The following is a 25,749-nucleotide window of genomic DNA, read 5'->3' on the forward strand; positions in this document are numbered from 1 at the left end:
GTCTCCTCGGCTAAGGGCGCATGCTTTCCCGTACAGCGGCTCTTTCCCATCTTAAGGTTCATCCCATGAAGATCAGCGGCGTCGACATTCGTCCCGGCAATATCCTCGAATACGAAAAGGGCATCTGGAAAGTTGCCAAGACGCAGCACACCCAGCCGGGCAAGGGCGGCGCCTTCATGCAGGTCGAGATGAAGAACCTGATCGATGGCCGCAAGACCAACGTGCGCTTCCGCAGCGCCGACACGGTCGAAAAGGTCCGTCTCGACACCAAGGACTTCCAGTTCCTCTACGTCGAGGGCGACCAGCTCGTCTTCATGGACATCGAGACCTACGAACAGATCCAGCTTCCCGCCGATCTCCTGGGCGATGCCGCTGCCTTCCTCCAGGACGGCATGCAGGTTCTCCTGGAGCTGTGGGAAGAACGTCCGATCTCGGTTCAGCTTCCCGAACAGGTCGAAGCCAACATCGTCGAGGCCGACGCCGTGGTGAAGGGGCAGACCGCCTCGTCCAGCTACAAGCCTGCCGTGCTCGACAACGGCGTGCGCGTGATGGTGCCGCCGCACATCGAAAGCGGCACGCGCATCGTCGTCGACGTGTACGAGAAGGCCTACGTCAGGAAGGCAGACTGATGCGGACCCTGGCCTCGCTCGTCGCCGCGGCTGCTCTGGTCGCAGGGCTTTCCGCTCCCGCTCAGGCTGCCGCGCCGAAGAAGGCGCCGGCCAAGGCTGCCGCTCCGGCACCGGCTGCCGGAGCGCATGCTCCGTCGCCTGAAGTGGAGAGCGCGATGCTCTACCTGAAGGTGCTGATCAGCGGCCTCCAGTCCGACAAGGTCGAGCCCCCGGTAAAGGGCGCGCTCGTCGGCTGCATCTACAACAATTCGCTGCAGAAGATCAGCGAATCGATGGACAAGGTGATTGCCGAGAATGCCGGCAAGATCCACCGCGACAACCCCAGCGAGCTGCTGAGCGCCATGGTGGCGATCTGCGGCTACAAGCCCACGGCCGCTGCCGGCGCCGCCCCGCAACAACCCGCGCCGCAGGGCCGATAATCATACTGGCCGTCGTGCCGGTACTCGAAGGACAAGGTAAGTTTTATGGCCATCTCCGGTCTCATTCGCGTCATGGAAAAGGCCGCCCGCAAGGCGGGTAGCCGTCTGCGCCGCGACTTCGGCGAAATCGAGCACCTCCAGGTCTCGCGCAAGGGACCGGCGGATTTCGTCTCCAAGGCGGATCAGGCCTCGGAGCGCACCATCTGGGACGAACTGCGCGCAGCGCGTCCCGAATGGGGCTACCTGTTCGAGGAAGCGGGCGAGATCGAAGGCGATCCCGACAAGCCGCGCTTCATCGTCGATCCGCTCGACGGCACGACCAACTTCCTCCACGGCATTCCGCACTTCGCGATTTCCATCGCCGTGCAGGAACCGCGCCTGGACGGGAAGGGCTGGGGTGAAGTCACCGCCGGCCTGATCTACAACCCCGTGACCGACGAGAGCTACTGGGCCGAGAAGGCCCGTGGCGCCTGGCTGCAGGACAAGCGCCTGCGCGTGTCGTCGCGCCGCCATCTCGACGAGAGCGTGATCGCGACCGGCATTCCCTTTGCCGGGCACGGCGATGCGGGCGAATGGACCCGGATCTATCACGCCCTGGCGCCGCAGGTTGCCGGTATCCGCCGGTTCGGTTCGGCGGCGCTCGACCTCGCATGGGTTGCTGCGGGCCGTTACGAAGGTTTCTGGGAAGCCGACCTCAAGCCCTGGGACACGGCGGCTGGCTGTCTGCTCGTTCGCGAGGCCGGCGGCTTCGTCTCCGACTGGAAGGGCCGTTCGCAGCCGTTCCACGACAAGGAAATCCTTGCGGGCAACGACGCATTGCACTCGCGTCTCCACAAGATTCTGGCAAACGCGCTCAAGTGACTTGAGCCGAAGCCAAGGCGCGGCTAAGTCACCCGCGCCGATGCCGGTTCGTCTGACGACTCCTGTTCGAAGACAACCGGCAGCACGTGATCGTGCCCCTGTGGCGGAATGGTAGACGCGAACGACTCAAAATCGTTTGTCGAAAGGCGTGCCCGTTCGAGTCGGGCCAGGGGCACCACACGAAAAGCCGCGAACCCAGCCAGGGTCTCGCGGCTTTTTCGTATCCATGGCCGGGGTGCGGGGAGCACGCATGCCGTCCGTGGCTTATGACGGGAAATCGCGAGCGCATGGGGTGGGCACCGGCCGTTATCCTCGAGAATGGACGCGATTTAACGGTGAAACACGCATGTTTCGCGCGGCAATTTTTCTACATTGGTAATAACCTTGAAATCCCACTGCCCAGCCGCAGTGGCATGTCTTTCGTCCCTCGGGCCGCGATCGATATCGAGGTCTGCTGGAAGCCTGTTCCGAGTCGAGGAAACGAGGTTCCGGGACACCGGCGGCATTGTATCGCCGGCGCTTCCAGCAGTTCCCGGCCCGGGCGCCGGCCAAAGGCCTGGCGATGAACGGATGACGAAGAAAAGGTGCCGGGCATGAGCAGGCGCCGATAACAGAGTTTTTGGAGAGCCGCTTCGGGTCGCATCAAGAAGCGCGTTTGCCAAATCGCCCCCTCCGGACTACTTTGCGCCGGAGGGGGACGACATGGAACCCAGTGCCGACGAATATCGCGACGCCCTCTCGCGCGTCGTCGCCGCCGCTACTTTCCGGTCTTCGCCGAAGCTGGCGGAACTTCTCTCCTATCTTGTCGAGCAAAAGCTGGCCGGTCATGGCGATCGGCTGAAGGGCTATCCCATCGCGCTCGACGTCTTCGGGCGAGACGAGGATTTCGATGCCTCGTCGGATTCGATCGTCCGCGTGCAGATGACCCGGCTGCGCCGCGCACTGGGCGAGTACTATGCGGGGGAGGGAGCAGGCGATCCCTTCCGTCTCGTCGTCCCCCGCGGGTCTTATGCGCCCATGCTCGAACCGGCCGCGGAACGGGGCCAGGAGGCTCGTCAGGAGCCGTTACCCGACGCGCCGGTTGACACCTCCACCTCGCCGCCTGCGCAGCAGGGGGAGGACATCGTCCGGTCGCCGAGCGCCCTGAATTTGCGCCGTCGTTCCTGGGGGCTGCTGGCGGCGCTGGCCTTGGCCGCTTCGCTCCTGATCATCTACTGGCCCGGCGGGGAGCGCGATGCCGTGCTGGTGCGCGCGGGCGAAATGCCGGACGGGCCGGTGGTCTATGTCGCGCCTTACGCGATCACCGGATCGGATCCCGCCATCGCGCGGGTGCGCGATGGGTTGCAGTTCGACCTGATCAACTATCTCGCCCAATTGCCGAACCTGGCGGTTCTTTCGCTCGACGAGCGGACCGCGAAGGGCGAGCGGCAACTCGGCGCAGGAGGCGCATTGGGGACGCAGCCGAGCCGCAAGGGGTTGCGTCCGGCCTTCGTGCTCCAGGGGTCGATAGATGGCGCGGGGTCCACGCTGCGCATCAACTCCAGCCTCGTGCGCATGCCGGGCGGTGTGGTCGTCTGGTCCGGGCGCAGCGCTCCCATCGACTATGACCCTGCCCAGATACTCAAGGTGCAGTCGAAGATCGCGCTCGGAGTCGCCTCGCGCCTCGGCCAGCCTTATGGCGTGATCCACGAGACCATGCGGCAGGATCTGGAAAACCACCGCGATCTCGGCATGGAGCGCTATTTTTGCGAGTTGGAAGCCTACGAGTTCATGCGTTCGCGCCGCGAGGGGCAGCTTGGACGCGTGAAGGAATGCCTGGAGCGGGCCGTCTACGACAAGCCCAATTATTCGGACGCCTGGGCGCTGCTGTCGTGGATGCACCTCTATGAGGCGCAGGCGCACGGCGTCGGCGATTCGCCTGAGGCACTCGATGCGGCGAAGCGTGCGGTGGCCGCCAATGCCACCAATGCGATCGGTTACGAATATCTGGCGCTCGCGCTCTACCGGCACGGAGAGGACGACGCCGCGCGCGAGGCGATCGGAAAGGCGCTGGAGATCAGCCCTAACCATTCCGAAGTCCTGGCCAATGCGGGCCGGGTGCTCGGCGCGCTCGGCGAACACGAGATTGCACCTACCCTGGCGCGCAAGGCGATCCAGCTCAATCCGGGGCATCCACCCTGGTACTGGTCGGGATTGGCGCTGGACGCGCTCTATCGCAATGAGGCGGACGAGGCCCTTCGCTATGCCCGGCTCGGCGCCGCGGATGGTGGGTTGATGTCCCGCTATCTGCTGGCTTCCGCTTACGCGCAGGCGGGCAAGGGCGCCGAGGCGCGCCGGGTGCTGGAAGAAGCGGCGCGGGCCTATCCCGGCGTATCCAAGGACCGGCGGGAGGTCGTTCGCCAACTGCGCATTCCGGACTTCGCTGCCGAGCCGCTGGAGGCGCAGGGCCTGCTGACGCGCTAGGGCTCTGATGCGCGCAGGCCGGGTGAGGATCCCTATTGCCGCAAGCCACGCATCTTCATACTCTTTCCGGCATGAACGCCCTTCGCACCAGCTCCGCACTCGGCCTTGTCGCCCTTGGTCTGATCGCTTCCGCAACGGCGGTACGCGCCGAGCCGGTTCCCGATAGCATCGCGCGCGACCTGCCGGGCCTGATGACGATCTACCGCGACCTGCACGCCAATCCGGAACTGAGCTACCAGGAAGTGCGCAGTGCCGGTGTGATGGCCAAGGCGGCGCGGGAGGCAGGCTTTACCGTGACCGAGAAAGTCGGCCAGACCGGCGTGGTCGCGGTGCTCAGAAACGGCGAGGGGCCGACCGTGCTGATCCGTGCCGACATGGACGGTCTGCCCGTGGTCGAGCAGACGGGCCTTGCCTTCGCCTCGAAGAAGCGCGGCGTTTCGACGGCCGGCGTCGAGAGCGGCATCATGCATGCCTGCGGGCACGACACGCACATGACTGCCTGGATCGAGACGGCGCGGCTCATGGCGAAGCGCAAGGCGGAGTGGTCCGGAACGCTCGTCATGATCGGCCAGCCGGCCGAGGAAGTGGGCACGGGTGCGGTCAGCATGTTGCAGGACGGGCTCTATAGCCGCTTCCCCAAGCCGGACTACACGCTGGCTTTCCACGATTCGGCCGATCTTCCGGCCGGCCAGGTCGGCGCGGCCGTGGGCTGGGCGCTCGCCAATGTCGATAGCGTGGACATTCTCGTGAAGGGACTGGGCGGCCACGGCGCCTACCCGCAGGCGACCAAGGACCCGATCGTGCTGGCCAGCGCGATCGTCATGAAGCTGCAGACCCTTGTCAGCCGGGAGATGAGCCCGCTGGACCCGGCAGTGGTGACGGTGGGTTCGTTCCACGCGGGCGCCAAGCACAACATCATTTCCGACCAAGCGAAGCTGGAATTGACCGTTCGCAGTTACTCGGACGAGACCCGCGCTCACCTGCTCGAAGGCATCAAGCGCATTGCGCGGGGCGAGGCGATCGCTTCCGGCCTGCCGGACAACCTGATGCCGGAAGTCTCGGTCAAGGATCCCTATACGCGCGCCACCTGGAACTCGCCCGAGTTCACGCAGGAGGCCGTTGCCGATCTCAAGACCAGGATGGGTGACGGCAATGTGGTGATCACGCCCTCGGTCATGGGCGGAGAAGATTTCGGCGAATTCCGGCGCGCGGACGAGGACCACATCAAGTCCGTAATCTTTTGGGTAGGCGGCGCCGATCCGCAGAAGATCGCCGCGGCCAAGGCGGGCGGGCCGGCTCTGCCTTCGCTGCACAGCCCGTTCTGGGCGCCCCAGGCCGACAAGGTCATCGCTTCGGGCAGCGAAGCCCTGACGCTGACGGCGCTGCGCCTCATGCCCAAGCGCTGATCAGGTTCTTGCCCGGTGCAATGCGTGTAAGCAGCACCGACAGCGCCGGCCGGAATTCGCGGGCTTTCTGGAAAGAGGGCGGCTTCCGCCCGTTTCACGGCTGTCAGATTCACCGACAGTTTACCCCTTTCGGATAAGTCTGGCCTCATTGCCGGATTCGGCTCGGAAAATGGCGCCCCGCGACGATGATTCGTCTGTTCAAACACTACATCCCGCATGCCGTGGCCCTGCTGTGGCTGGCAGACATGTTCCTGCTGCTGGGGGCGAACGAGCTTTCCTGGCGGCTGCGCGCCGGGCAGATCGGGATGGCGCTGGGCAGTCTCGTCGACCGGATCGGGCTTCACGCCGGCTTCGCGGTCGTCATCTCGCTGTCCATGGTGGCCGTGGGCGTCTACGGCGCGGAGGCCCTGCGTTCCATGCGCTTCGCGGCCGCGCGACTGCTCGTGGCGATTTCGCTGGGCGTGATCGCGCTTTCCTTCGTCGATTTCCTGTTCGCCGCGCAGAACTTCTGGCGCTCTACGCTCGCCTATTCGATGGCGTTCGCCATCGTGCTGCTGACAGCCAATCGCCTCGTTCTGGGCGGATTTCTCGGCACTTCGGCCTTCCGCCGCCGCGTGCTCGTCCTGGGGGCCGGCGATCGCGCACAGCGTCTGCGCGACCTGGCGGAGCGGCCTGAAAGCGGCTTCGTCATCGTCGGCTATGTGGCCATGAGCGATGGCGCGCCGGTGGTGGAGGAAGCCATCTCGCGCGGCGCCATCCACAATCTCACCCGCTTCGTGGACAATCTGGGCGTTACCGAAGTGGTGCTCGCGCTGGAGGAGCGCCGCAACGCGCTGCCGCTGAAGGACCTGCTGCGGATCAAGACCACGGGGGTGCATGTCAACGAGTTCTCCAGCTTCCTCGAACGCGAAACCGGGCGGGTCGATCTGGACACCGTCAATCCGAGCTGGCTGATCTTTTCCGACGGCTTCTCTTCGGGACGGATGATCTCCAGCGTCGCCAAGCGTCTGTTCGACATCGTCGCCAGCGCCGTGGCGCTATGCGTGACGGCGCCGATCATCCTGCTGTTCGCGCTGCTGGTGAAGATCGACAGCCGCGGTCCGGCATTTTACCGCCAGCAGCGGGTTGGTCTGTTCGGTGAGAATTTCGACGTCATCAAACTGCGTTCGATGCGAACCGATGCCGAAGTGGCCGGCGCCCAGTGGGCTTCCAAGGACGACCCGCGCGTTACCCGCGTCGGGCGTTTCATTCGCAAGGTCCGCATCGATGAGCTGCCCCAGGCCTGGACCGTACTCAAGGGCGAGATGAGTTTCGTCGGCCCGCGTCCCGAACGCCCGCAGTTCGTCGCGGAACTCGAGGATGCGCTGCGCTACTATGCGGAGCGGCACATGGTGAAGCCGGGCATCACGGGCTGGGCGCAGATCAACTATCCTTACGGCGCTTCCATAGAGGATTCCCGCCATAAGCTGGAATACGATCTCTATTACGCCAAGAACTACACACCCTTTCTGGACCTGCTGATCATTCTCCAGACGCTGCGCGTGGTCCTGTGGAGCGAAGGCGCGCGATGAGCGCGGCCCGCAGCCTGGATTTCTGGACGACTGCAGGGATCGCATTCGACCTGACCGGCGCCATTGCCGTCGCCAGCCTGGCGCTCTGGCTCTGGCCTCGTCGCGGGCGCCTGGCGGGAGCCGGAGGCGCGGTCGTCGCAGCGCTTTTGGTGACGGCGGGCTGGTGCATCGCGGCGGCCGTAGGCCTCACTGCCGAAGTTCCCATGTTCGCCTCCTTTGCGGAGAGCATCCGCAATCTCGCATGGCTGGTGGCGATCTACCGGCTTTTCGCGGGCGATGGGCGTCATTCCAGCCTTGCGCCGATCCGGCCGGTGATCTTCGCGCTGGCTTTCGTCGAGACGTTGCACCTGAGCATGACGCTGGCCCTGACTTACCTCTCGGTGAAAGGCGGCCTCGCCAATCTGGGGTTCGAGATCGAGGTCATGCTGCGCCTGCTCGTCACCGTGGGCGGGCTGGTGCTGGTACACAACCTCTACGCGGGCGCACCGCGCGAAGTGCGACCGGCCTTGCGCTGGCCCGCAATCGGGCTGGCGGTCCTCTGGTCCTTCGACCTCAACCTCTACACCGTGGCCTATCTCGCGCGAAGCTGGCCGAGCGAAATCGCGGCGCTGCGCGGCATCGCTGCAATCGTGCTGGCGGGCTGCTTTGCCCTGACGGCATCGCGCAACCGCGACGAATTGCGGCTCAAACCTTCGCGCGCGGTCACGTTCCAGACTTTCTCGCTGCTCGTCATCGGCGTCTATCTGGTCGCCATGGTGTCGGTCGCGCAGTGGCTGTCCTATGCCGGCGGCGATTTCGCGCGGCTGATCGAGATGGCTTTCCTCACGTTCGCCAGCGCGATAGCCCTCGTGGTGCTGCCCTCGCGGCGCGTGCGCAGCTGGCTCAAGGTCATTCTCGCCAAGCATTTCTTCCAGCACCGCTACGACTACCGCGAGGAATGGCTGCGCTTCACCCGGACCATCGGCAAGAACGACGACGAGACCCTTCCGCTCAGCGAGCGCGTGGTGCAGTCCCTGGCGGATATCACCTACAGCCCTGCCGGCCTGCTGCTCTGCCCGGACGAGCAGGGCGATCTCATGCTCGCTGCCCGCTGGAACTGGCCCGAAGTGGATGTGCCGGCCCTGGCCTACCCGCTCGCCGCGCTCGGACCGTTCGAGCAGACCTGCTATATCGCCGATCTCGACGAGGTGCGCGCAGGCGTCGTCGCCGAGGGTTTCGAGATTGCCGCTCCCGACTGGCTCATCGCCGAGCGCCGCGCCTGGGCGCTGGTTCCGCTGGTGCATTACGAAAGGCTCGTCGGCATGGTCGTGCTGGCGCGCCCGGCGATGGCGCGCAAGTTCGACTGGGAGGATTTCGATCTGCTGCGGGTGATCGGCCAGCAGCTCGCCAGCTATCTGGCCGAGCACGCCAGCCAGGAAGCCCTGGCGGAATCGAGCCGGTTCGAGGATTTTCACCGCCGCATCGCCTTCGTCATGCACGACATCAAGAACCTGGCCAGCCAGTTCAGCCTGCTCGCGCGCAATGCCGAGCTTCATGCCGACAAGCCCGAGTTTCGCGCCGACATGCTTGTCACGCTGCGCAATTCCTCGGACAAGCTCAATGCCCTGCTGGCGCGCCTCTCGCGCTATGGCGCCGGCGGCGTGGACCGGCTGCACGATGTGGGCGCCGCGGATGTCGCCCGCAGCGTGGTCGCCCGCTTCAACGGCCACCGGCAAGTCGTGCTGGGCGAAGTCCAGGACCTTGTCGCCACGGCCAACGCCCATTCGCTCGAACAGGTTCTGGTCCATCTGGTGCAGAATGGACTGGACGCCAGCCGGCCCGAGAGCCCGGTCATCCTGTCCATCCGCGTGGACGGCCTCAGCGCCCGCTTCGAAGTGGCCGATTCCGGCACCGGAATGTCGGCCGAATTCGTCCGCAACCGGCTGTTCAAGCCCTTCGTTTCCACCAAGAGCGGCGGCTTCGGCATCGGCGCCTTCGAGGCGCGCGAACTGGTGAAGGCGATGAAGGGCCGGCTCGACGTGGAATCGCGGGAAGGGCTGGGATCGCGCTTCATCGTTCGCATACCGCTGGCCGCGGCCACCGACATGTACCTCAATCGCACTGACAAGGACCAGAAGGTAGCCTGAGAATGACCGAGACCCGACCCAAGCTCCTCGTCGTCGAGGACGATGCCGGTCTTCAGGCGCAGCTCAAGTGGGCCTATGAGGATTTCGACGTGGTCGTTGCCGGCGACCGGACCTCGGCGCTGGCGCTCCTGCGCGCCGAGACGCCCGACGTGGTGACGCTGGACCTCGGCCTGCCGCCAGATCCCGACGGCACGACCGAAGGCTTTGCCGTGCTCGACGAGATCATGGCGCTGAAGCCCGACACCAAGGTGATCGTCGCATCCGGCCATGGCGCGCGCGAATCCGCGCTTCAGGCGATCGCGCGCGGCGCATACGATTTCTACCAGAAGCCGGTCGACATCGACGCCCTTGGCCTGATCGTGCGCCGCGCCCTTCAACTCCACCGGCTCGAGGAGGAAAACCGCCGCCTCGCCTCGCGGGTCGAGAAGGACGAGAAAGTGCTCGGGAGGCTGATCACCGCGGCGCCCGAAATGGTCCGCGTGGGGCGGACCATCGAGCGGGTGGCGAACACCAATGTCTCGGTCATGCTGCTCGGCGCGAGCGGCACCGGCAAGGAACTGCTGGCGCGCGGCCTCCATGAGGCCAGCGGACGTGCCAAGCGCGAATTCGTGGCCATCAACTGCGCCGCGATCCCGGAGAACCTGCTCGAAAGCGAATTGTTCGGCCACGAGAAAGGCGCGTTCACCGGGGCGGTCAAGACCACGCCGGGCAAGATCGAGCAGGCGGCCGGCGGGACGTTGTTCCTGGACGAAGTGGGCGACATCCCGCTCCAGTTGCAGGTGAAGCTGCTGCGCTTCCTGCAGGAGCGCGTGATCGAGCGGGTCGGCTCGCGCGAATCGATCCCGGTCGACACGCGCATCGTCTGCGCCACGCATCAGGACCTCGAAGCCATGATCGGGGAAGGGCGCTTCCGAGAGGATCTGTTCTACCGCCTGGCCGAGATCGTGGTGCGCATTCCCGGCCTAGCGGAGCGGCCCGGCGATGCCACCCTGCTCGCCAAGGCTTTCCTCCACCGATACGCCAAGGAAATGAACCCCAGCGTGCGCGGTTTCGCTGCCGATGCGCTGGCGGCGATCGACGCCTGGCACTGGCCGGGCAACGTACGCGAACTGGAGAATCGGGTGAAGCGCGCCGTCATCATGGCGGACGAAAAGCTGGTGGGCGCCGCCGATCTCGACCTGGCCGCTCCGGACGAGCAAGTGATCAACGCGCTCAACCTCAAGACTGCGCGCGAGCAGGCAGACCGCAAGGTCATCCGCCATGCACTCGCGCGCAGCGAAGGCAATATTTCCAGCACGGCCAAGATGCTGGGGATCAGCCGGCCGACGCTCTACGATCTGCTCAAGCAGTACGACCTGCAGAACTGATCGCTGGCGTCAGTGCCGACCGAGGTCAGGCCGGTTCCGTTCTGGGGGCCGGCTTACTTCGGTTGATAGGTCTGTTCCGGACCGGGGAAGCTGCGTGCGCGCACTTCCTCGCCATATTTCGCGGCAGCCTCGGAAACGAGCCCGGCCATGTCGGCATAGCGCTTCACGAAACGGGGCACGCGGTCGAACATGCCCAGCATGTCCTCGGCCACCAGGACCTGTCCGTCGCACTGGGCCGAAGCGCCGATGCCGATGACCGGAATGTCGAGGCTATGGGTGAGCGAGATGGCGATCGGCTCGAGAACGCCCTCCACCACGACCGAGAAGGCGCCGGCGTCCGCTACGGCCTTGCCGTCCGTGATGATCTTGGCGTGCTCTTCCTGGCTGCGTCCACGCGCGCCGTAACCGCCCAGTGCGTTGACCGCCTGCGGGGTCAGCCCGATATGCGCCATCACCGGGATGCCACGCTGCGTGAGGAAAGCGATGGTTTCGGCCATGGCGACGCCGCCCTCCAGCTTGACGGCCGCACAGCCGGTTTCGGCCATGATCCTTGCCGCGGAAGCGAAGGCCTGCTGCGGGCTTCCCTCATAGGAGCCGAAGGGCATGTCGACGACGACGAGCGAATGGTAGCTGCCGCGCACGACGGCGGCGCCGTGAGCGATCATCATGTCGAGAGTGACGGGAAGGGTGGAGGGAAGTCCGTAGATCACCTGGGCCAGGGAATCGCCCACCAGCAGCACGTCGCAATGTTCGTCGAGAAGCTGGGCCTGGCGCGCTGTATAGGCGGTGAGCATCACCAGCGGCTCCACGGTCTTGCCTTCCACCTTGCGGCGCTGGATGGCAGGTACGGTCAGGCGCTTCATGGGGGCGGGCGTGGGGTTGGCGCGACTGGTCGCGGTGTCGAGCTGGAAGGTCGTAGACATGGATTCGCTTCTAGCGCGGGTTGGATGATGCGCAAAAGCGCATTTTCGTTGCGGCGCACCGGAACAAGGCGATGGTCATGGCCAGACTGCGCCCAAAGCGGAACAATCTCGGTAAAGCTGGGGAGCCGATAGCGTTAAGGCTTGCCATGCCGCCGCAGCCCGCTAGCGTCGGCGCATATAGAAATTCGGGGGTCGACCGCAATGTTCGGACGCGTAAAGCCGCTCGACGCCATCCTGGCGACAGCGGAAAAGAAATCACTTCACAGGACGCTGGGCGCGTTCCAGCTGACGATGCTTGGCATCGGCGCCGTCATCGGCACGGGCATTTTCGTTCTGACGGCGGAAGCCGCGCAGAAGGCCGGCCCGGGCATGATGTTCTCGTTCGTCATCGCGGGCTTCGTCTGCGGTGTGGCCGCGCTTTGTTACGCCGAGATGGCAGCCATGGTGCCGGTATCCGGCTCCGCCTATACCTATAGCTACGCGGTGATGGGCGAACTGGTCGCCTGGATGGTCGGTTGGGCGCTCATTCTGGAATATGCCATTGCCGCCGGCGCCGTTTCGGTCGGTTGGTCGGGCTATTTCATCGGGTGGCTCAACAGCAGCTTCGGCATGCATATTCCGTACGATTTCGTGCGGGGGCCGTTCGACGGCGGCATCATCAACGTGCCGGCGATGCTGATCGCGGCGGCGGTGACGGCGCTGCTCATCAAGGGCACCAAGGAAAGCGCCACGGTCAACGCGGTGCTCGTGGGCATCAAGATCCTGGCGCTTACCCTGTTCGTGGCCCTGACGATCCCGATCATCCGCTCGGGTCACTTCACGCCTTTCGCGCCGCTTGGCTTCACCGGCATTTCCAGCGCCGCAGCCTCGATCTTCTTCGCCTATGTCGGCTTCGATGCCGTCTCGACGGCCGCGGAGGAAACCACCAACCCGCAACGCAACATGCCGATCGGCCTGATCGGCAGTCTCGCGATCTGCACCATCTTCTACATGCTGGTGGCGTCGGGCGTGATCGGTACCGTTGGCGCGCAGCCGGTGTTCGGCGCCAATGGCCAGGCGCTGTCGCCGGGAACGCCCGAGCTTTCGCAAGCCTGTGCGGCAATCCATGAAAATGCCGTGGTCTGCTCCAAGGAAGCGCTGGCCTGGACCCTGCGCCAGGTCGGCTATCCCTTCGTGGGCTGGCTGGTGGGCGCCGCCGCGATCATCGCGTTGCCCTCGGTCATCCTGATGATGATGTTCGGCCAGACCCGCATCTTCTTCGTGATGAGCCGCGACGGCCTGCTCCCCGAGTTCTTCTCGAAGGTGCACCCGCGCTTCCACACGCCGCACGTCATCACGCTGCTGACCGGCCTGTTCGTGACGTTGTTTGCAGCCTTCTTCCCGGTCGGCCTGCTGGCAGACGTGTCGAACTCCGGCACGCTCTTCGCCTTCGCAGCAGTTTCGATCGCGGTCATGGTGCTGCGCAAGACCGACGGCGCACGCAAGCGCCCGTTCCGGACCCCGGCCATCATGGTGACGGCGCCGCTGGCCATCATCGGCTGCATCTACCTGTTCTTCAGCCTCTCGGTGCAGACCATCGCGCTGTTCGTCGGTTGGGCCATGCTCGGACTTCTGGTCTATTACGGCTACAGCCGTTCGCGCAGCCATGTCGGACGCGGACTGATCGAAACCCACGAGGTCGACAGCGACGCGCCGCCCCAGCCGGTGCCGCCGGTCTGAGCGGAGGCTGCGGCAACTGAAAAAGAAAAAGGGGAGCCAGATCGGCTCCCCTTTTTTGTGCGCATCACACAGGTTTTCCGCCCATTCTCCACCGCCGATGCACCAGTTTTGCCGGAATTGTCCACAGCACCTCCATGCCGCCCAGTAGGAGGAAATTTACCTGTCGCTGCCAAAATCCCGACAGGCTTATTCAAAAACCGGACACCATCCATGTCGGCCATCAAGGCGTTGATTCCAGGGTTTCTGCTAACCTGGGTCGTTTCTCTCGTCATCGGATCCCAGGGATCGCGCGGCGGCATGCTCGCGATCACCCATACCTTCTACCAGGGCCACGAACTTTACTGGTCCTGGCCGCTGTTCTGCGGTGCAACGGCGCTGGCCTGGGCGCTCTTCGCCCTGATGGACTGAGGCCCGGCCGGAGCAAGCGCCCCTCCCATGCGTTGGTCGAGGGATGTCCTTCCCATTCGACCGTTTCATCGTCGCTGCGCTTCTGGTGGCCTGCCTGCTGCTCGCCGGGCGGGCGTGGCTGCGCGAACATCCCGGCTACGACCCCTGGACGCCCCTGAGCCTGGAGGAACAACCGGGTTGGGCCACCCCGCGGAAGCTCTCAGCCCTGCGCGCGGACCGGGGCTTGTGCCGTGCCTTTCTGGATCGCAGTGGTATCGACAAGACGGCCCTGGCGCCCACCGGCAGCGACAGTTGCCGGCGTGACGATCGCAAGGTGCTGGCCGCCCCCGCAGCGGCCGAGATCCGGCTCTCTCCGTCCCGCGCAGAGGCCACTTGCGCCGTCGATGCCGGTCTAGCCTGGTGGCTGCGACACGGCGTCCAGCCGCAGGCGGAGGCGATCTTTGGCAGCAGGGTGGTCAGGATCGAGCAACTCGGCACGTATAACTGCCGCCGCATAGGCAACGGCACCAAGGGCAACTGGAGCGAACATGCCACCGGCAATGCCATCGACATTTCGGGGTTCGTGCTGGCGGATGGCAGGCGGCTGAGCGTACGCAAGGACTGGAAGGGTTCGGCCGAAGCCGCGGCCTTTCTCCACGCCGTGCGCGATTCGGCCTGCAATGCGTTTTCGACGGTGCTCTCGCCGGACTACAACGCCGCCCACGCGGATCATCTTCATCTCGATCAGGCCAACAGGACCGCTGGCTGGCGCGCATGTCGCTGATATATCGGCAATGTCGGAGAAGAAGGGGGGAGTGGGCGCTGGCCCGAAATCTGCTGGTGACCCCTACGGGAATCGAACCCGTGTTTCAGCCGTGAGAGGGCCGCGTCCTAACCGCTAGACGAAGGGGCCATATGGCCAGCATGTGCCGCTGGAAGGCGGATGTAAATGGTGACCCCTACGGGAATCGAACCCGTGTTTCAGCCGTGAAAGGGCCGCGTCCTAACCGCTAGACGAAGGGGCCATGAAGCCATTTTATCCACCTTGACGCACCAACGAGATGGTGACCCCTACGGGAATCGAACCCGTGTTTCAGCCGTGAAAGGGCCGCGTCCTAACCGCTAGACGAAGGGGCCAATCGGTGTTGCGCCGGAGGCAGGACCGGCCCTCTAGCGGGGGTCCGGAGGGGGGTCAACCCCCTCATCGCGAATAATTTGAACTCTCTATGACAAGCCGGCGAAGCAGCGGCTTTGCGGGGGAAGGGCGTTGCACAATTCAGCCGGCGAAGGCCGCGTCGTCGATGTGCAGTTCGGCCTGCGGACGGCTGCCCCAGTCGTCGATCTTGGCGCGTCCCGCCAGCCAGAGGCGGCGCCCTTGTGACGCGTGGAGGAGGGCCTGCCCCATCTCGGTTTCCGCCGAACGGAAGGCCATGGCCTTGAACCGGCCGCCGTCCTGCCCACCGACGATCAGGCGAACGTGATCGGCACCGACCGTGTCGGCCTTGATGACGTGCACGGGTCCCACGGCCACTCTCGGCCCCGGCCAGCCCATGCCGAAGGGGCCGGCGCTTTCCAGTTTCTCCACCAGTTCAGGCGTCAATCCACGCGGCGCCAGCGCCAAATCCAGCAACATCGACTGGTTGGCGCTCGCTCGCGACACATCGGCCGCCAGCAGAGCGTCGAGCCACTCGGAGAGCGCCTCGAGCTTGTCGGGGGCGACGGTGAGGCCCGCGGCCATGGCATGGCCTCCGCCCGCCACCAGAAGACCGGCCTGGCGGGCCGCGATGATGGCTGCGCCCAGGTCGACGCCGGGAATGGAGCGGCCGGAGCCTTTGCCATTTCCCGCCTCGTCGGCATCCATGGCGATGACGAGCGTGGGCTTGCCCGTCTTCTCCTTGATGCGCCCGGCGACGATGCCGATGACGCCCGGGTGCCATCCGGCGCCGGAGAGAACCATGACGGCGCGGTTATGCTGGCGCTCGATCTGTGCCTCTGCGGCTTCCTGAACCACTTGCTCGATGCCGCGCCGCTCGTCGTTGAGGCGCGAAAGCTGGGCGGCGATGTCCTGCGCCTCGTCGGGATCGGTCGTCGTCAGCAGGCGTACGCCCAGCGTGGATTCGCCGACGCGGCCGCCGGCATTGATGCGCGGGCCCAAGGCAAAGCCCAGATCTGAGCACGTCGGCGCCCGGCTCAGGCGGCTTGCGTCGATCAGGGCGGCCATGCCGATGTTGTCGCGCCGGGCCATGACCTTGAGGCCTTGGGCCACGAGGGCGCGGTTGAGCCCATGGAGGGCTGCCACGTCGGCCACCGTGCCGAGCGCCACCAGGTCGAGCAGGGCGAAGAGATCCGGCTCGCTGCGCTTCTCGAAGAAGCCGCGGCGGCGCAAGGTGCGAACCGTGGCCACGGCAAGCAGGAAGGCGACTCCAACGGCGGCGAGATGTCCGTGTCCGGCCGCGAGTTCGCTCTCGTCGAGGCGGTTGGGATTGACCAGCGCGGTTGCCCGGGGAAGCTCGGGCGCACACTTGTGGTGATCGACCACGATCACGTCGACGCCGGCCTGGTGCGCCATTTCCAGCGCCTCATGGGCCATGGCGCCGCAATCGACCGTGACGATCAGGCTGGAACCTTCACCGGCAATGCGGACGAGCGCCTCGCCGCTGGGACCATAGCCTTCGAGCAGGCGATCGGGAATGTAGTAGCGGGCGTCGTGACCTAGCCCACGCAGCAGGAGAATCAGCAGCGCCGCGCTGGTGGCGCCGTCCACGTCATAATCGCCGTAGACGGTCATGGTCTCGCCCGTCATCACCGCCTGAGCCAGCCGTTCGGCGGCGGCATCCATGTCGCGGAACTCGGAGGGATCGGGCAGGAAAGACCGCAGCGAAGGCGACCGATGTCGATCGAGATCCTCGCGCGGGACGCCGCGTGACAGCAGGATCTGGGTGACGATATCGTCCTCCAGCCCGCCGCCGGAATAGCCGGAAGTGCCCTCGGACAAGTCCATGTTGCCGCCTCGCCAGCGCCAGGCCTTGCCGGTGAGCGAACGATCGATGCCGAGTACGGAAGTAACAGGTCGCGAAGCCATGGCGATCCGACTAGACTATGCGGCGAGCCGGGAAAAGGGCAGCGAGGCGATTGGAAGAGGAGAGGGTTCGATGCTGGCGATAATCTGGCACAGCCGCACCGGTGCGTCACGTGCGATGGCGGCCGCCGTCGCGCAGGGCGCGGGCGAACAGGGCGTGCTGCTCACCGCGGCTGAGGCCATGCCCGCCATTCTGCTGGGCGCCAGGGGCTACGTTTTCGTCTGTCCGGAAAACCTGGGAAGCATGACCGGGCAGATGAAGGAAATGTTCGACCGCTGCTATTATCCCATGCTCGGCCGGGTCGAAGGCCGCCCTTACGCCACGGCAATATCGGCCGGATCGGACGGGGCCGGCGCGCTCTCACAAATGGACAGGATCCTGACTGGTTGGAGGCTCAAGCGCGTGGCGGAGTCTCTGATCGTCAATCTCGGTGCCCAGACGATGGAGGAGATCCGCGCGGAAAAGACCGTTTCGGAGGTGGACCTCGATGCCTGTCGAAACCTTGGATCCGCATTTGCGGAAGGATTGGACCTCGGTATCTTCTGAAGATGAAACCGTTTTGGTTGCATCAGTTAGTAAACAGACTCGACGTTCGCTCTGAACTGCGTCCTTATCGTTTACGTTGAAAACGAACGAGCTGAGCATCTTGGAACAGAACACGACTTGTCTGACCGCGCCGGATGATGGTGTGAACCACGACCCGCACGCGGCCGATCCGGCACCCGGGGACATGGAGTTGACGCACGCCGCGCCGGGCAACGGTGTCTCGCTCTTTTTCCGACCCGGGGAGCGTCCGACCGCAGCCGCGATCGCGGCTCTGCTGGATGCCTCGAACGGGGAAATCATGGCCAGGGTCACCCATCGGCCTGCCAATGACGAGGGGTGGCTGGAACTGCTCGCCAGTGGGCTGACTTTCGAGCTGACCGGCCTTGAACCCGCAGACGCTGCGGCCGGCGGCGAAACGGTGCAGATCCATGGCTTCGACCGCGCGCCGCTTATGACGGAACTGGAGGCGATTCATCTTCTCCCGGGTCGACATATCGCCGGCGGTGCGGGCTTGCCGCCCGTTATCCGGACCCAGGCCGGACTGGCTGCCAGTCTCGCTCTGAAGCTGCCGGTCGCTGCGGTGGGCTGGCAATCGGCGCAAACCGTGATGGAGCCACGTTATTTCGCGCAGATCGTGGTGAATTGGCTTGCGGGCGGTACGTTTCCCGCCCTCGGGCTGACGGCGCTGCTGCGAGGCGAGGATGGCAGCATCGCAACGCGCGGGTTGTCGCGCTTTTCGGGCTGCGAGATGCAACTGGAGGGCGCTGCGGGCGAGCCGCCCTCGGAAACGCTGAAGCTGGCGATCCGGATCGTGGATTACCTCGTTCGCCAAGGCTCGATCACCGAACCGCGCGAAATCGATACGCCGAAAGGGCGGCTGCTTCTGGAGCCTTCCTGGGCGGGACGGCAGCTTTGGGTCTGGCGGCAAGCTTGATTTTCAGCCGCACCCCTGAGACGGCATCTTTCGTTTCGCTCCGTCAACCGGCGGGGCCTGCCCGATCATGACGAAGGGCTGCAACGGCATCACCTCCTCCCGCTGCAACTAGCCCGCAGACCGGGCTTTCAGCCCTTTTTCATGGCGCTCGGCGGGGTGCGGACCTGCTTCGAGGACTTCCGCCGCAACGGACTTTTGCTTCCCTGTTCTGAACTGGCTGGAATGCGACTGGGGCTGCCTCTTCATCGGGGACCTCATCGCCGTTACACACAGCTTGTCTGCGAGCGTCTGGGCCAGATCGAGGCTCGATGGTCGCGCGATCGGACGCGGGAGTCGGATCGCGCGACGGAAGTGGCGCGCTGGCGGATCGAACTGCTGCAACGCGCCTTGCGGCGACTGTTGCTTGGGCAATCGACGCTTCGGCCGCTGCTCAATCGCAACGATCCGCTCAGGGCGGAATCCGATTTCCTTGAGCTGGACAGCCTGGTCGAGGCGCTTTGGTCGGGAACCGAACAGGCACTGCAGCCCGCTGCGATTCCTTCGATCGTTCAGCCCATGCCGGAGCGGCTGCGCAATTCCTCGCCGGCAGCCCGGTACTGCGATTCGAACTCGGCGACCCGCTCCGCTACCGATTCGACGTTGGAGATAGCGCCGATGCCCTGGCCGGACCCCCAGATATCCTTCCAGGCCTTCGCTGCCGTGTTTCCTCCGGAGCCGAAGTCCATCTGGCTCTTGTCGCCTTCCGGCAAGTTGTCCGGATCGAGCCCGGCAGCCTTGATGGATGCGCGAAGGTAGTTGCCGTGGACTCCGGTGAAGAGGCTGGAATAAACGATATCGTCCGCGTTGCCGTCGACGATGGCCTGCTTGTACGCCTCAGCGGCGTTGGCTTCGCGGGTCGCGATGAAGGGCGTGCCGATATAGGCGAAGTCGGCGCCCATCGCCTGCGCCGCGAGAATGGAGCGGCCGCAAGCGATCGCACCGGACAGCGCCAGGGGGCCATCGAACCAGGCGCGGATTTCCTGCATCAGGGCAAAAGGAGACTGCGGGCCGGCATGCCCTCCTGCGCCGGTCGCTACCGCGATCAGCCCGTCCGCGCCCTTTTCCACGGCCTTGCGGGCGAAACGGTTATCGATGACGTCATGCATGACCATGCCGCCCCAGCCATGGACAGCCGCATTGACCTCGGGAATGGCGCCAAGCGAGGTGATGACCAACGGCACCTTGTGCCGTTCCAGCACTTTGAGGTCCTCTTCCAGCCGGTTGTTGCTCTTGTGGACGATGAGGTTGACCGCAAAGGGTGTGTCATAACCCTCTGTTTCTTTGCTGATTTGATGCAGCCAATCGTCGAGCTGGCTGGCGGGACGGGCATTGAGCGCCGGAAAGCTGCCGACAATGCCCGAACGAACTTGCGCCACGACCAGTTCGGGCGTCGAAACGATGAACATGGGAGCGGCAATCACGGGAAGGCGCAAGCTGTCGAAGGGCGCGGGCAAGGTCATGTTGGGTCCGTTTAAGCGATCGATTAAACCGGCATAGTGCCGCGCCGATGCTCTGTCGAGAGGCGTGTCATGCCCTTCAAGCGCTGCAACGCCGGGAGGATATGAGACCGCGGACGGTGGCTTTTGAACGTAATAGACAGCAGTGTCGATCAGGAAGGCTGCGGAGGCGGCCACCAGGAGAGGGAACCGCTTATGTCTAATCAAGCGTCAGGCCAGGGATCGGATCAGGCCGTGGCAGAATTCGATTGCTCGGACATCGACCAATATCTCGGCAAAGTGATCGATTCGTCGCCCATCCGCGAGCCCTTGGGAAACAACGACATCCGCCGCTGGGCCCAGGCCATGCATTATCCCAATCTCGTTCACTTCGACCCGGCCTATGCCGCTGAAAGCCGCTACGGAAAGCTGGTTGCGCCGCAAAGCTTTCCTATCGTCATGGACGACGGCCACGGCACGGCACCTTCCTGCGTCGGCTGCATACCGAATTCGCACCTGCTCTTCGGCGGCGATGAGTTCTGGCATTATGGCCCGCGCATCTTCGGCGGCGATGTCGTGACCAATGAACGCATTCCCTTCGATTACGTCGTCAAGAACACCGGTTTCGGGCCGACCTGCTTCCAGCGCGGAGACAACTTCTACCGCAATCAGAACGGCGAACTGATCGCCAAGCAGCGCTCGACCGCCATCCGTTACCTCGCCCATGCCGGCGGCGACACCGTCAACACGGCGGAGTTCGAGGAACCGGAATGGTCGGACGACGAACTGGAGAAGCTCGAAGCCCGCAAGTTCGCATGGATTCAGATGCTGCACGAGCTTGGCCACAAGGAGCGCTGGTGGGATGATGTAAAAGTGGGCGACCATCTGCCCGAACGCGTCTTCGGTCCGCATACGGTCGCGAGTTTCACGACCGAATGGCGTTCCTTCCTGTTCACCACCTGGGGGACGCTCGACCGGCGCGAACTCGATCTTGCGGCCTTGGGATTCACGCCGGAGATGGCCGGGCATGAAAACGATCCCCACATGGAGCGGATCAATCCCGAACTGACGGATGGTGCCTATTTCGGCCCGTCGCGTGGGCATCTCTTCCCGAAATATGCGCGCAAGATCGGCATGCCGCGGGCATACGGATATGGCGCCTCGATGGGGGCGTGGGTTACCGACTATCTGGCGGGCTGGGCCGGGGAATGGGGCATGGTGGTGCACTCCACGGCCAATTACCGGGGCCCGGCACTTTCAGGAGATGTGACCATTCAGACCGCCGAAGTGGTCGATACGATGATCGATGACGAGGGGCGTCATCTGGTGCAGGTCAAGCACAAGATGACCAATCAGAAAGGCACGCTCATGTGCGCGGGCGTGGCGGAGATTGCCTTGCCGAAGCGGCCCGGCTGATTACGCTTCCGTTGAGCTATGTCACCCGCGGCCCGAAACGATTGTCACCGCGGGTTCCCGGCCAGGTCAGCAGCGCGAGGTAAGCAAGGCCGAAAGCGGGCAGAATCGCCCAGTCCACCCAGTGGAAGATGCTTTCGGCCATTGCCCTGGCGTTCCATCCGAGACTGCGCTGGAGGATCTCCAGCAGCAGCAGGCGCAGCGCGCCGATCATGAGGGCCAGTGTCCACCAACCGCTGAGGCCGATATCGTGGAAGCGCCGTACCGCAAGCGCCGGTGCCGGCAGGACGCAGACAAGGACCAGTGCGAGGCCAATCCACGAGGCGAGGGAGCCTTCCATGACCCAAGACATGAGGCCGGAAAGGAGCGCCGCGATGAGCGCGGCGGACAGCAGGTAGATCCATACCTCGCTTCGCCGCGAACGGCCCGTCGGGGTAAGGCTCAGCTGAAGCGTTCGCCCGATGGCGTGAAGGGGATGCTCCTTCATTAGGACAACGGCTCTCCGCCGTGACCGTGGCTGGCAAGGTCGAGGCCGGCCAGCTCCGCGTCTTCGGATACGCGCATCGGGAAGAGGAGGGAGGCCATGAGGGCAACGATCGCTGTCGCCATTCCCGACCAGAAAATCACGGCGGTGAGTGCATATAATTGTGCAATAAGCTGCGTTTTCATGGACATGTCGCCGAAATATCCGATGCCTCCGAGGCTCGGGGAAAGGAATATTCCGAGCAGTAGGGAGCCCAGAATGCCGCACGCCCCGGACACTGCGAAAACATCCAGCGTGTCGTCGACGTTGAGGACCTCGCGGATCAGGCGGCGCGTCTGAAACCCGGTCAGGGCCCCGAGGACGCCGAAAAGCATGGCGGCGCCAGGTGAGATGTAGCCTGCCGCGGGTGCACTGACGGCCATGCCGGCTATGACGCCTTTGCCCAGGCCACTGGCCGTGACCCGGCCGATGGACAGTCGCTCGAGGCCGGCCCAGGTCAGGGCCGCGGCCGCGATGGCGAGGTGGGCCGCGATCATCGCCGCCGCCGCATCGTCATTGGCGGCAACCGCCCAGCCCCCGCATAGACCGAGAGCGCCGATCCAGACGATCGCGGTGCCGGAGAGCGCGAGCGCCGGGTTTTGCGGTCTGCCCGACTGACCCGGAAAACCCAGCCTGCGCCCCATGAGGAGGGCGACGACGAGTGCAGAGACACCCGCGCTGGTAAAGGTCACGAGACCGCCGGCCCAGTCCAGCACACCCAGATTTCGCGAGAGCCAGCCCCCGCCCCAGATCCAGTGGGCAATCGGGGCCTGCACGACCAGGGTCCAGAGCGCGCTGAAAGTGACTACCCAGCCGAAGCGGGCACGTTCGGCCCAGGCTCCGATCATCAGGGCCGGCCCCAGCGCGGCCACGGCGATCTGGAACAGGGCGAAGGCGCTTTCGGCAGTTCGGGTTCCGCCCCGCAAGTTGCCAAGCTCGATCAGCATCCAGGCATTGCCGCCACCGATCCATCCGCCGGTAATGTCGCCGAAGGCAAGCGTATATCCCACCAGGCCCCAGAGCAGCGTCACCACCGCCGAGACCGCGGCGGTCTGGATGAGCACCGAAAGCCCATTACCCGCTCGCACGCTGCCGGAATTATGGAGGGCAAGGCCGAGGCCGGCGAAAAGCACCAGACAGGCTGCTGCGACCATCCAGGCCGTATCGCCGCTGTCGGCGAAGTCGGTACGGCTATCCTGCGCCATGGCGGCCACCGGCATGGCTGCCAGCAGAGCGAGAAAGGGCAAGAGCCCGCGCTTCGTCATCGATTGTCCCCATCGGCGTGCCTGGATCGTCGCGCGCCGGAAATCGGTCTAAAGCAGCAAATTGGCTCCACACAAGGGGTTGTACCTGAGGGATTTCCCGCAAAGCCAACTCGGGCTTGTTCGGATGGGTCTCGATCGTTCGCGAGAGATCGGAGGTATCACCGGCAGGGCAATGTCCCGAAAGCCTTGGTTTCATTGCGCATTGGATGTCCGCGGTATCTTGCAAATCCGCTGAGATTGGCTCGGCTAATCATTGAAATAACGGAATAAAAAGCCATCGTCATTTGCCGTTGAAAGCGCCCGATGTCATTTTTGATCCAAACTCGGGCAACCTGTTTTCGATCCGACAGTTTAAGCCTTCCGCACTTTCCGGCCGTCCACAGGGCTGGGGTAAGAAACCTTGAAGACCTGTGCGGCTAGAGGGTATGAAATGACCATGTTTCCTCGAAAAGTTCGACAGTCGGCTTTGGCCGCTTGTGCAGTCGCTCTCTGCACCCTGGCCGGCGCTGCCCATGCGGCAGATGACGACAAAGTGCCCTATTGGGCCTCGGTGGATACCGATCTCGCGAACTTGCGCGTGGGGCCGGGTGAATCCTACAAGATCGATTGGGTCTATCGCCGTCTCCATTTGCCCGTGAAAGTGCTGCGGCGGGAAGGGCCGTGGAGACTCGTGGAAGACCCTGATGGCGCCAAAGGCTGGATGCGCGATCTCCTGCTGTCCCGCCAGCGCTCGGCGCTGGTGAAAGGTCTTGGGCGCAAGTCTCTGGTTGAAATGCATGCGGCGCCCAGTTCCGGTTCGCCCATGCTCTGGCGCATGGAATCGGGCGTGGTCGGCGTGCTGGGTGACTGCAAGGAGGGATGGTGCCCCTTCGATGTCCAGGGGCACAAGGGTTTCGTGGAGCAGGAGATGCTCTGGGGCGCGGGCGCGCCCTGAGCTGAGGCCGGTAAACAGCTGGGCATAAAAGAAAACCCCCGCCGCAAGGACGGGGGTTTCTTTTATGCTGTAAGAACGGTCAGGCCAGTTCGATCGCCACCGCCGTCGCCTCGCCGCCGCCGATGCAGAGCGACGCAACGCCCTTCTTCAGGCCCTTGTCCTTGAGGGCGTTGATGAGCGTGACGATGATGCGGGTTCCCGACGCGCCGATCGGGTGGCCGAGTGCGGTGGCGCCGCCGTGGATGTTGACCTTGTCATGCGGGATGCCCAGGTCGTGCATCGCGAACATGGCCACGCAGGCGAAGGCCTCGTTGACTTCGAACAGATCGACGTCCGAGAGCTGCCAGCCCACCTTTTCCATCAGCTTGGTGATGGCGCCCACCGGTGCCGTGGTGAACTTCGCAGGCTCCTGCGCATGAGCAGCGACGCCGACGACGGTGGCTACGGGCGTCAGGCCCTTTTCCGCGGCAACGCTGGCGCGGGTCATGACGACCGCGGCCGCACCGTCCGAGATAGAGCTGGAGCTGGCGGCGGTGATCGTGCCGTCCTTGGCGAAGGCGGCGCGCAAGGTGCGGATCTTGTCGGGATTGCCCTTTGGCGGCTGCTCGTCGCTGTCGATCACGATGTCGCCCTTGCGGGTCTTCACGGTGACCGGAACGACTTCGTCCTTGAACGATCCGTTGTTGATCGCCTCCTGCGCGCGGCGCAGCGATTCGATCGAGTAATCGTCCTGGTTCTCACGCGTGAGCTGGTATTCGTCAGCCGTCACCTGGGCGAACGAGCCCATCGATCCGCCTTCGTAGGCATCTTCCAGGCCGTCAAGGAACATGTGGTCGTAAAGCGTGTCGTGGCCGGCGCGGGCACCCGAACGGTGCTTCTTCGAGAGATACGGCGCATTGGTCATCGATTCCATGCCGCCGGCGATCAGCAGGTCGAGCGAACCGGATGCAAGCGCTTCCGCGCCCATGATGACCGTCTGCATGCCCGAGCCGCAGACCTTGTTCACGGTGGTGGCCTGGACCGACTTCGGCAGGCCGGCCTTCAATGCGGCCTGGCGGGCAGGGGCCTGGCCGAGACCGGCCGGCAGCACGCAGCCCATGTAGATGCGTTCGATGTCCTCACCCGCAACGCCGGCGCGTTCCACCGCAGCCTTGACGGCGGTTGCGCCGAGATCTGTCGCCGAAACTTCGGCGAGAGCGCCCTGGAGGCCACCCATCGGGGTGCGGGCGTAGGAAAGAATGACAATCGGGTCCGAAGCCGAGATCTGGGCCATTATTATGATGCCTTTCACGCGTTGAAAATCAGGTATCCTTGAAGACGACGTAGTGTTGCACTGCACCAATTGCAATTGGCGAGTCCGCTCGAACAAGCATGATCATGCTTCATCCCTGTGGCGGTTCGGGGTCATCCATTGCGCCGATTTTCGCAAGTCCGATGCAGAAACTTGCATGGGTGCCTCCAAGGGGGCCTTTGCCATTGAAATTGGCCAATCTCGCGGCTTCTGCGGGTTTCGCCGTGATGCGGCACGGTAACGAAGCATGTCGCCTCCAGCGCTTGTTGCGAACGACTTGCAACACCGCAGAGTTCAGCCATTTATTCCCTTCGGACACCTTGCAGAGGGGGAGGGGCTGGCCTAAGAGCGCCCGCAACGACCGGGCACTGCTTTTGGCATGAGTCCGGCTGCCGTATCCGGTATGAGGCCAGAACC

Annotated in this window: 21 protein-coding genes, 4 tRNA genes and 1 pseudogene; 17 read left to right on the forward strand and 9 right to left on the reverse strand. The window is 64.5% G+C overall.

The features are described from left to right. Positions 1-65 precede the first annotated feature (65 nt). From efp to prsR, 9 genes are all read left to right on the forward strand, one after another. Positions 66-629 carry an elongation factor P gene (gene efp / locus EDF57_RS01125; RefSeq protein ID WP_132262497.1) on the forward strand — a complete coding sequence of 188 codons (564 nt, stop codon included), beginning with the start codon at positions 66-68 and terminating at the stop codon, positions 627-629. Further along, the gene (locus EDF57_RS01130; protein ID WP_132262499.1) at positions 629-1,048 is read left to right on the forward strand and encodes a hypothetical protein; all 420 of its coding nucleotides are present in this window, start codon (positions 629-631) and stop codon (positions 1,046-1,048) included. The genes efp and EDF57_RS01130 overlap by 1 nt, the downstream gene beginning before the upstream one ends. Before the next feature lie 45 nt (positions 1,049-1,093). Further along, entirely contained in the window at positions 1,094-1,909 is an 816-nt protein-coding gene (locus EDF57_RS01135) for an inositol monophosphatase family protein (RefSeq protein WP_132262501.1), read from the forward strand. A gap of 94 nt (positions 1,910-2,003) precedes the next feature. Continuing rightward, positions 2,004-2,087, forward strand: a tRNA-Leu gene (locus EDF57_RS01140). Between the two features lie 524 nt (positions 2,088-2,611). Continuing rightward, a complete protein-coding gene (locus tag EDF57_RS01145; protein ID WP_134092811.1) occupies positions 2,612-4,372 on the forward strand; it encodes a hypothetical protein in 1,761 nt (586 codons plus the stop codon). A 71-nt stretch (positions 4,373-4,443) separates the two neighbouring features. Continuing rightward, the gene (locus EDF57_RS01150; RefSeq protein WP_134092812.1) at positions 4,444-5,778 is read left to right on the forward strand and encodes an amidohydrolase; all 1,335 of its coding nucleotides are present in this window, start codon (positions 4,444-4,446) and stop codon (positions 5,776-5,778) included. Between the two features lie 185 nt (positions 5,779-5,963). After that, positions 5,964-7,349 (forward strand): TIGR03013 family XrtA/PEP-CTERM system glycosyltransferase, encoded by a 1,386-nt coding sequence (locus EDF57_RS01155; RefSeq protein WP_132262531.1) that lies wholly within the window; start codon positions 5,964-5,966, stop codon positions 7,347-7,349. Continuing rightward, positions 7,346-9,475 (forward strand): XrtA/PEP-CTERM system histidine kinase PrsK, encoded by a 2,130-nt coding sequence (gene prsK / locus EDF57_RS01160; RefSeq protein WP_134092813.1) that lies wholly within the window; start codon positions 7,346-7,348, stop codon positions 9,473-9,475. Before EDF57_RS01155 ends, prsK begins: the two co-directional genes overlap by 4 nt. 2 nt (positions 9,476-9,477) lie before the next feature. Then, positions 9,478-10,842: a PEP-CTERM-box response regulator transcription factor gene (gene prsR / locus EDF57_RS01165; RefSeq protein WP_134092814.1), complete on the forward strand. Its 1,365-nt coding sequence runs from the start codon at positions 9,478-9,480 to the stop codon at positions 10,840-10,842. 53 nt (positions 10,843-10,895) lie between these two features. On the opposite strand, the gene panB is transcribed toward prsR, so the two are convergent. Beyond that, positions 10,896-11,765, reverse strand: coding sequence for a 3-methyl-2-oxobutanoate hydroxymethyltransferase (gene panB / locus EDF57_RS01170; RefSeq protein WP_134092815.1), 870 nt, complete (start codon positions 11,763-11,765; stop codon positions 10,896-10,898). 201 nt (positions 11,766-11,966) lie between these two features. Between panB and EDF57_RS01175 the strand changes: the two genes are divergently transcribed. The 3 genes from EDF57_RS01175 to EDF57_RS01185 all read left to right on the forward strand — a co-directional run bounded on the left by EDF57_RS01175 (position 11,967) and on the right by EDF57_RS01185 (position 14,655). Next, on the forward strand, positions 11,967-13,484 hold the full coding sequence (locus EDF57_RS01175) for an amino acid permease (protein WP_132262539.1): 1,518 nt from the start codon (positions 11,967-11,969) through the stop codon (positions 13,482-13,484). Positions 13,485-13,694: 210 nt separating this feature from the next. After that, positions 13,695-13,892, forward strand: coding sequence for a hypothetical protein (locus EDF57_RS01180; RefSeq protein WP_132262541.1), 198 nt, complete (start codon positions 13,695-13,697; stop codon positions 13,890-13,892). 43 nt (positions 13,893-13,935) lie between these two features. Continuing rightward, entirely contained in the window at positions 13,936-14,655 is a 720-nt protein-coding gene (locus EDF57_RS01185) for an extensin family protein (RefSeq protein ID WP_134092816.1), read from the forward strand. A gap of 54 nt (positions 14,656-14,709) precedes the next feature. On the opposite strand, the gene EDF57_RS01190 is transcribed toward EDF57_RS01185, so the two are convergent. The 4 genes from EDF57_RS01190 to recJ all read right to left on the reverse strand — a co-directional run bounded on the left by EDF57_RS01190 (position 14,710) and on the right by recJ (position 16,953). Then, a tRNA-Glu gene (locus tag EDF57_RS01190) sits at positions 14,710-14,784 on the reverse strand. 37 nt (positions 14,785-14,821) lie between these two features. Next, positions 14,822-14,896, reverse strand: a tRNA-Glu gene (locus tag EDF57_RS01195). A 37-nt stretch (positions 14,897-14,933) separates the two neighbouring features. Further along, positions 14,934-15,008: transfer RNA gene (locus EDF57_RS01200), tRNA-Glu, on the reverse strand. A 139-nt stretch (positions 15,009-15,147) separates the two neighbouring features. Continuing rightward, the gene (gene recJ, locus EDF57_RS01205; protein ID WP_134092817.1) at positions 15,148-16,953 is read right to left on the reverse strand and encodes a single-stranded-DNA-specific exonuclease RecJ; all 1,806 of its coding nucleotides are present in this window, start codon (positions 16,951-16,953) and stop codon (positions 15,148-15,150) included. Positions 16,954-17,023: 70 nt separating this feature from the next. Between recJ and EDF57_RS01210 the strand changes: the two genes are divergently transcribed. The 3 genes and pseudogenes from EDF57_RS01210 to EDF57_RS26180 all read left to right on the forward strand — a co-directional run. After that, the gene (locus EDF57_RS01210) at positions 17,024-17,497 is read left to right on the forward strand and encodes an NAD(P)H-dependent oxidoreductase (protein WP_243840820.1); all 474 of its coding nucleotides are present in this window, start codon (positions 17,024-17,026) and stop codon (positions 17,495-17,497) included. Between the two features lie 100 nt (positions 17,498-17,597). Further along, positions 17,598-18,431, forward strand: a complete 834-nt coding sequence (locus tag EDF57_RS01215) for a hypothetical protein (RefSeq protein ID WP_243840821.1) — start codon at positions 17,598-17,600, stop codon at positions 18,429-18,431. A gap of 15 nt (positions 18,432-18,446) precedes the next feature. Further along, positions 18,447-18,773: pseudogene (locus EDF57_RS26180) on the forward strand (AHH domain-containing protein); the annotation flags it as partial. 206 nt (positions 18,774-18,979) lie between these two features. Here the strand turns inward: EDF57_RS26180 and EDF57_RS01225 are convergent. Continuing rightward, a complete protein-coding gene (locus tag EDF57_RS01225) occupies positions 18,980-19,930 on the reverse strand; it encodes a nitronate monooxygenase family protein (RefSeq protein ID WP_134092818.1) in 951 nt (316 codons plus the stop codon). 192 nt (positions 19,931-20,122) lie between these two features. On the opposite strand from EDF57_RS01225, the gene EDF57_RS01230 reads away from it, so the two are divergent. Then, entirely contained in the window at positions 20,123-21,322 is a 1,200-nt protein-coding gene (locus tag EDF57_RS01230; RefSeq protein ID WP_134092819.1) for a MaoC family dehydratase N-terminal domain-containing protein, read from the forward strand. Positions 21,323-21,338: 16 nt separating this feature from the next. On the opposite strand, the gene EDF57_RS01235 is transcribed toward EDF57_RS01230, so the two are convergent. Next, positions 21,339-21,806 carry a DUF805 domain-containing protein gene (locus EDF57_RS01235; protein WP_134092820.1) on the reverse strand — a complete coding sequence of 156 codons (468 nt, stop codon included), beginning with the start codon at positions 21,804-21,806 and terminating at the stop codon, positions 21,339-21,341. Further along, on the reverse strand, positions 21,806-23,107 hold the full coding sequence (locus tag EDF57_RS01240) for an ammonium transporter (protein ID WP_134092821.1): 1,302 nt from the start codon (positions 23,105-23,107) through the stop codon (positions 21,806-21,808). The genes EDF57_RS01235 and EDF57_RS01240 overlap by 1 nt, the downstream gene beginning before the upstream one ends. A 466-nt stretch (positions 23,108-23,573) precedes the next feature. Between EDF57_RS01240 and EDF57_RS01245 the strand changes: the two genes are divergently transcribed. After that, positions 23,574-24,041 carry an SH3 domain-containing protein gene (locus EDF57_RS01245; RefSeq protein WP_243840822.1) on the forward strand — a complete coding sequence of 156 codons (468 nt, stop codon included), beginning with the start codon at positions 23,574-23,576 and terminating at the stop codon, positions 24,039-24,041. A gap of 79 nt (positions 24,042-24,120) precedes the next feature. Here EDF57_RS01245 and EDF57_RS01250 read toward each other — a convergent pair whose 3' ends face one another. Beyond that, entirely contained in the window at positions 24,121-25,314 is a 1,194-nt protein-coding gene (locus tag EDF57_RS01250) for an acetyl-CoA C-acyltransferase (RefSeq protein WP_134092823.1), read from the reverse strand. Positions 25,315-25,749: the final 435 nt, after the last annotated feature.

This window comes from Novosphingobium sp. PhB55 (genome assembly GCF_004368805.1).
Lineage (GTDB): Bacteria > Pseudomonadota > Alphaproteobacteria > Sphingomonadales > Sphingomonadaceae > Novosphingobium.

Coding starts and splice junctions, on each gene's coding strand:
- efp (WP_132262497.1), top strand. CDS start 66: ATGAAGATCAGCGGCGTCGACATTCGTCCCGGCAATATCCTCGAATAC.
- EDF57_RS01130 (WP_132262499.1), top strand. CDS start 629: ATGCGGACCCTGGCCTCGCTCGTCGCCGCGGCTGCTCTGGTCGCAGGG.
- EDF57_RS01135 (WP_132262501.1), top strand. CDS start 1,094: ATGGCCATCTCCGGTCTCATTCGCGTCATGGAAAAGGCCGCCCGCAAG.
- EDF57_RS01145 (WP_134092811.1), top strand. CDS start 2,612: ATGGAACCCAGTGCCGACGAATATCGCGACGCCCTCTCGCGCGTCGTC.
- EDF57_RS01150 (WP_134092812.1), top strand. CDS start 4,444: ATGAACGCCCTTCGCACCAGCTCCGCACTCGGCCTTGTCGCCCTTGGT.
- EDF57_RS01155 (WP_132262531.1), top strand. CDS start 5,964: ATGATTCGTCTGTTCAAACACTACATCCCGCATGCCGTGGCCCTGCTG.
- prsK (WP_134092813.1), top strand. CDS start 7,346: ATGAGCGCGGCCCGCAGCCTGGATTTCTGGACGACTGCAGGGATCGCA.
- prsR (WP_134092814.1), top strand. CDS start 9,478: ATGACCGAGACCCGACCCAAGCTCCTCGTCGTCGAGGACGATGCCGGT.
- panB (WP_134092815.1), bottom strand. CDS start 11,765: ATGTCTACGACCTTCCAGCTCGACACCGCGACCAGTCGCGCCAACCCC.
- EDF57_RS01175 (WP_132262539.1), top strand. CDS start 11,967: ATGTTCGGACGCGTAAAGCCGCTCGACGCCATCCTGGCGACAGCGGAA.
- EDF57_RS01180 (WP_132262541.1), top strand. CDS start 13,695: ATGTCGGCCATCAAGGCGTTGATTCCAGGGTTTCTGCTAACCTGGGTC.
- EDF57_RS01185 (WP_134092816.1), top strand. CDS start 13,936: ATGTCCTTCCCATTCGACCGTTTCATCGTCGCTGCGCTTCTGGTGGCC.
- recJ (WP_134092817.1), bottom strand. CDS start 16,953: ATGGCTTCGCGACCTGTTACTTCCGTACTCGGCATCGATCGTTCGCTC.
- EDF57_RS01210 (WP_243840820.1), top strand. CDS start 17,024: ATGCTGGCGATAATCTGGCACAGCCGCACCGGTGCGTCACGTGCGATG.
- EDF57_RS01225 (WP_134092818.1), bottom strand. CDS start 19,930: ATGACCTTGCCCGCGCCCTTCGACAGCTTGCGCCTTCCCGTGATTGCC.
- EDF57_RS01230 (WP_134092819.1), top strand. CDS start 20,123: ATGTCTAATCAAGCGTCAGGCCAGGGATCGGATCAGGCCGTGGCAGAA.
- EDF57_RS01235 (WP_134092820.1), bottom strand. CDS start 21,806: ATGAAGGAGCATCCCCTTCACGCCATCGGGCGAACGCTTCAGCTGAGC.
- EDF57_RS01240 (WP_134092821.1), bottom strand. CDS start 23,107: ATGACGAAGCGCGGGCTCTTGCCCTTTCTCGCTCTGCTGGCAGCCATG.
- EDF57_RS01250 (WP_134092823.1), bottom strand. CDS start 25,314: ATGGCCCAGATCTCGGCTTCGGACCCGATTGTCATTCTTTCCTACGCC.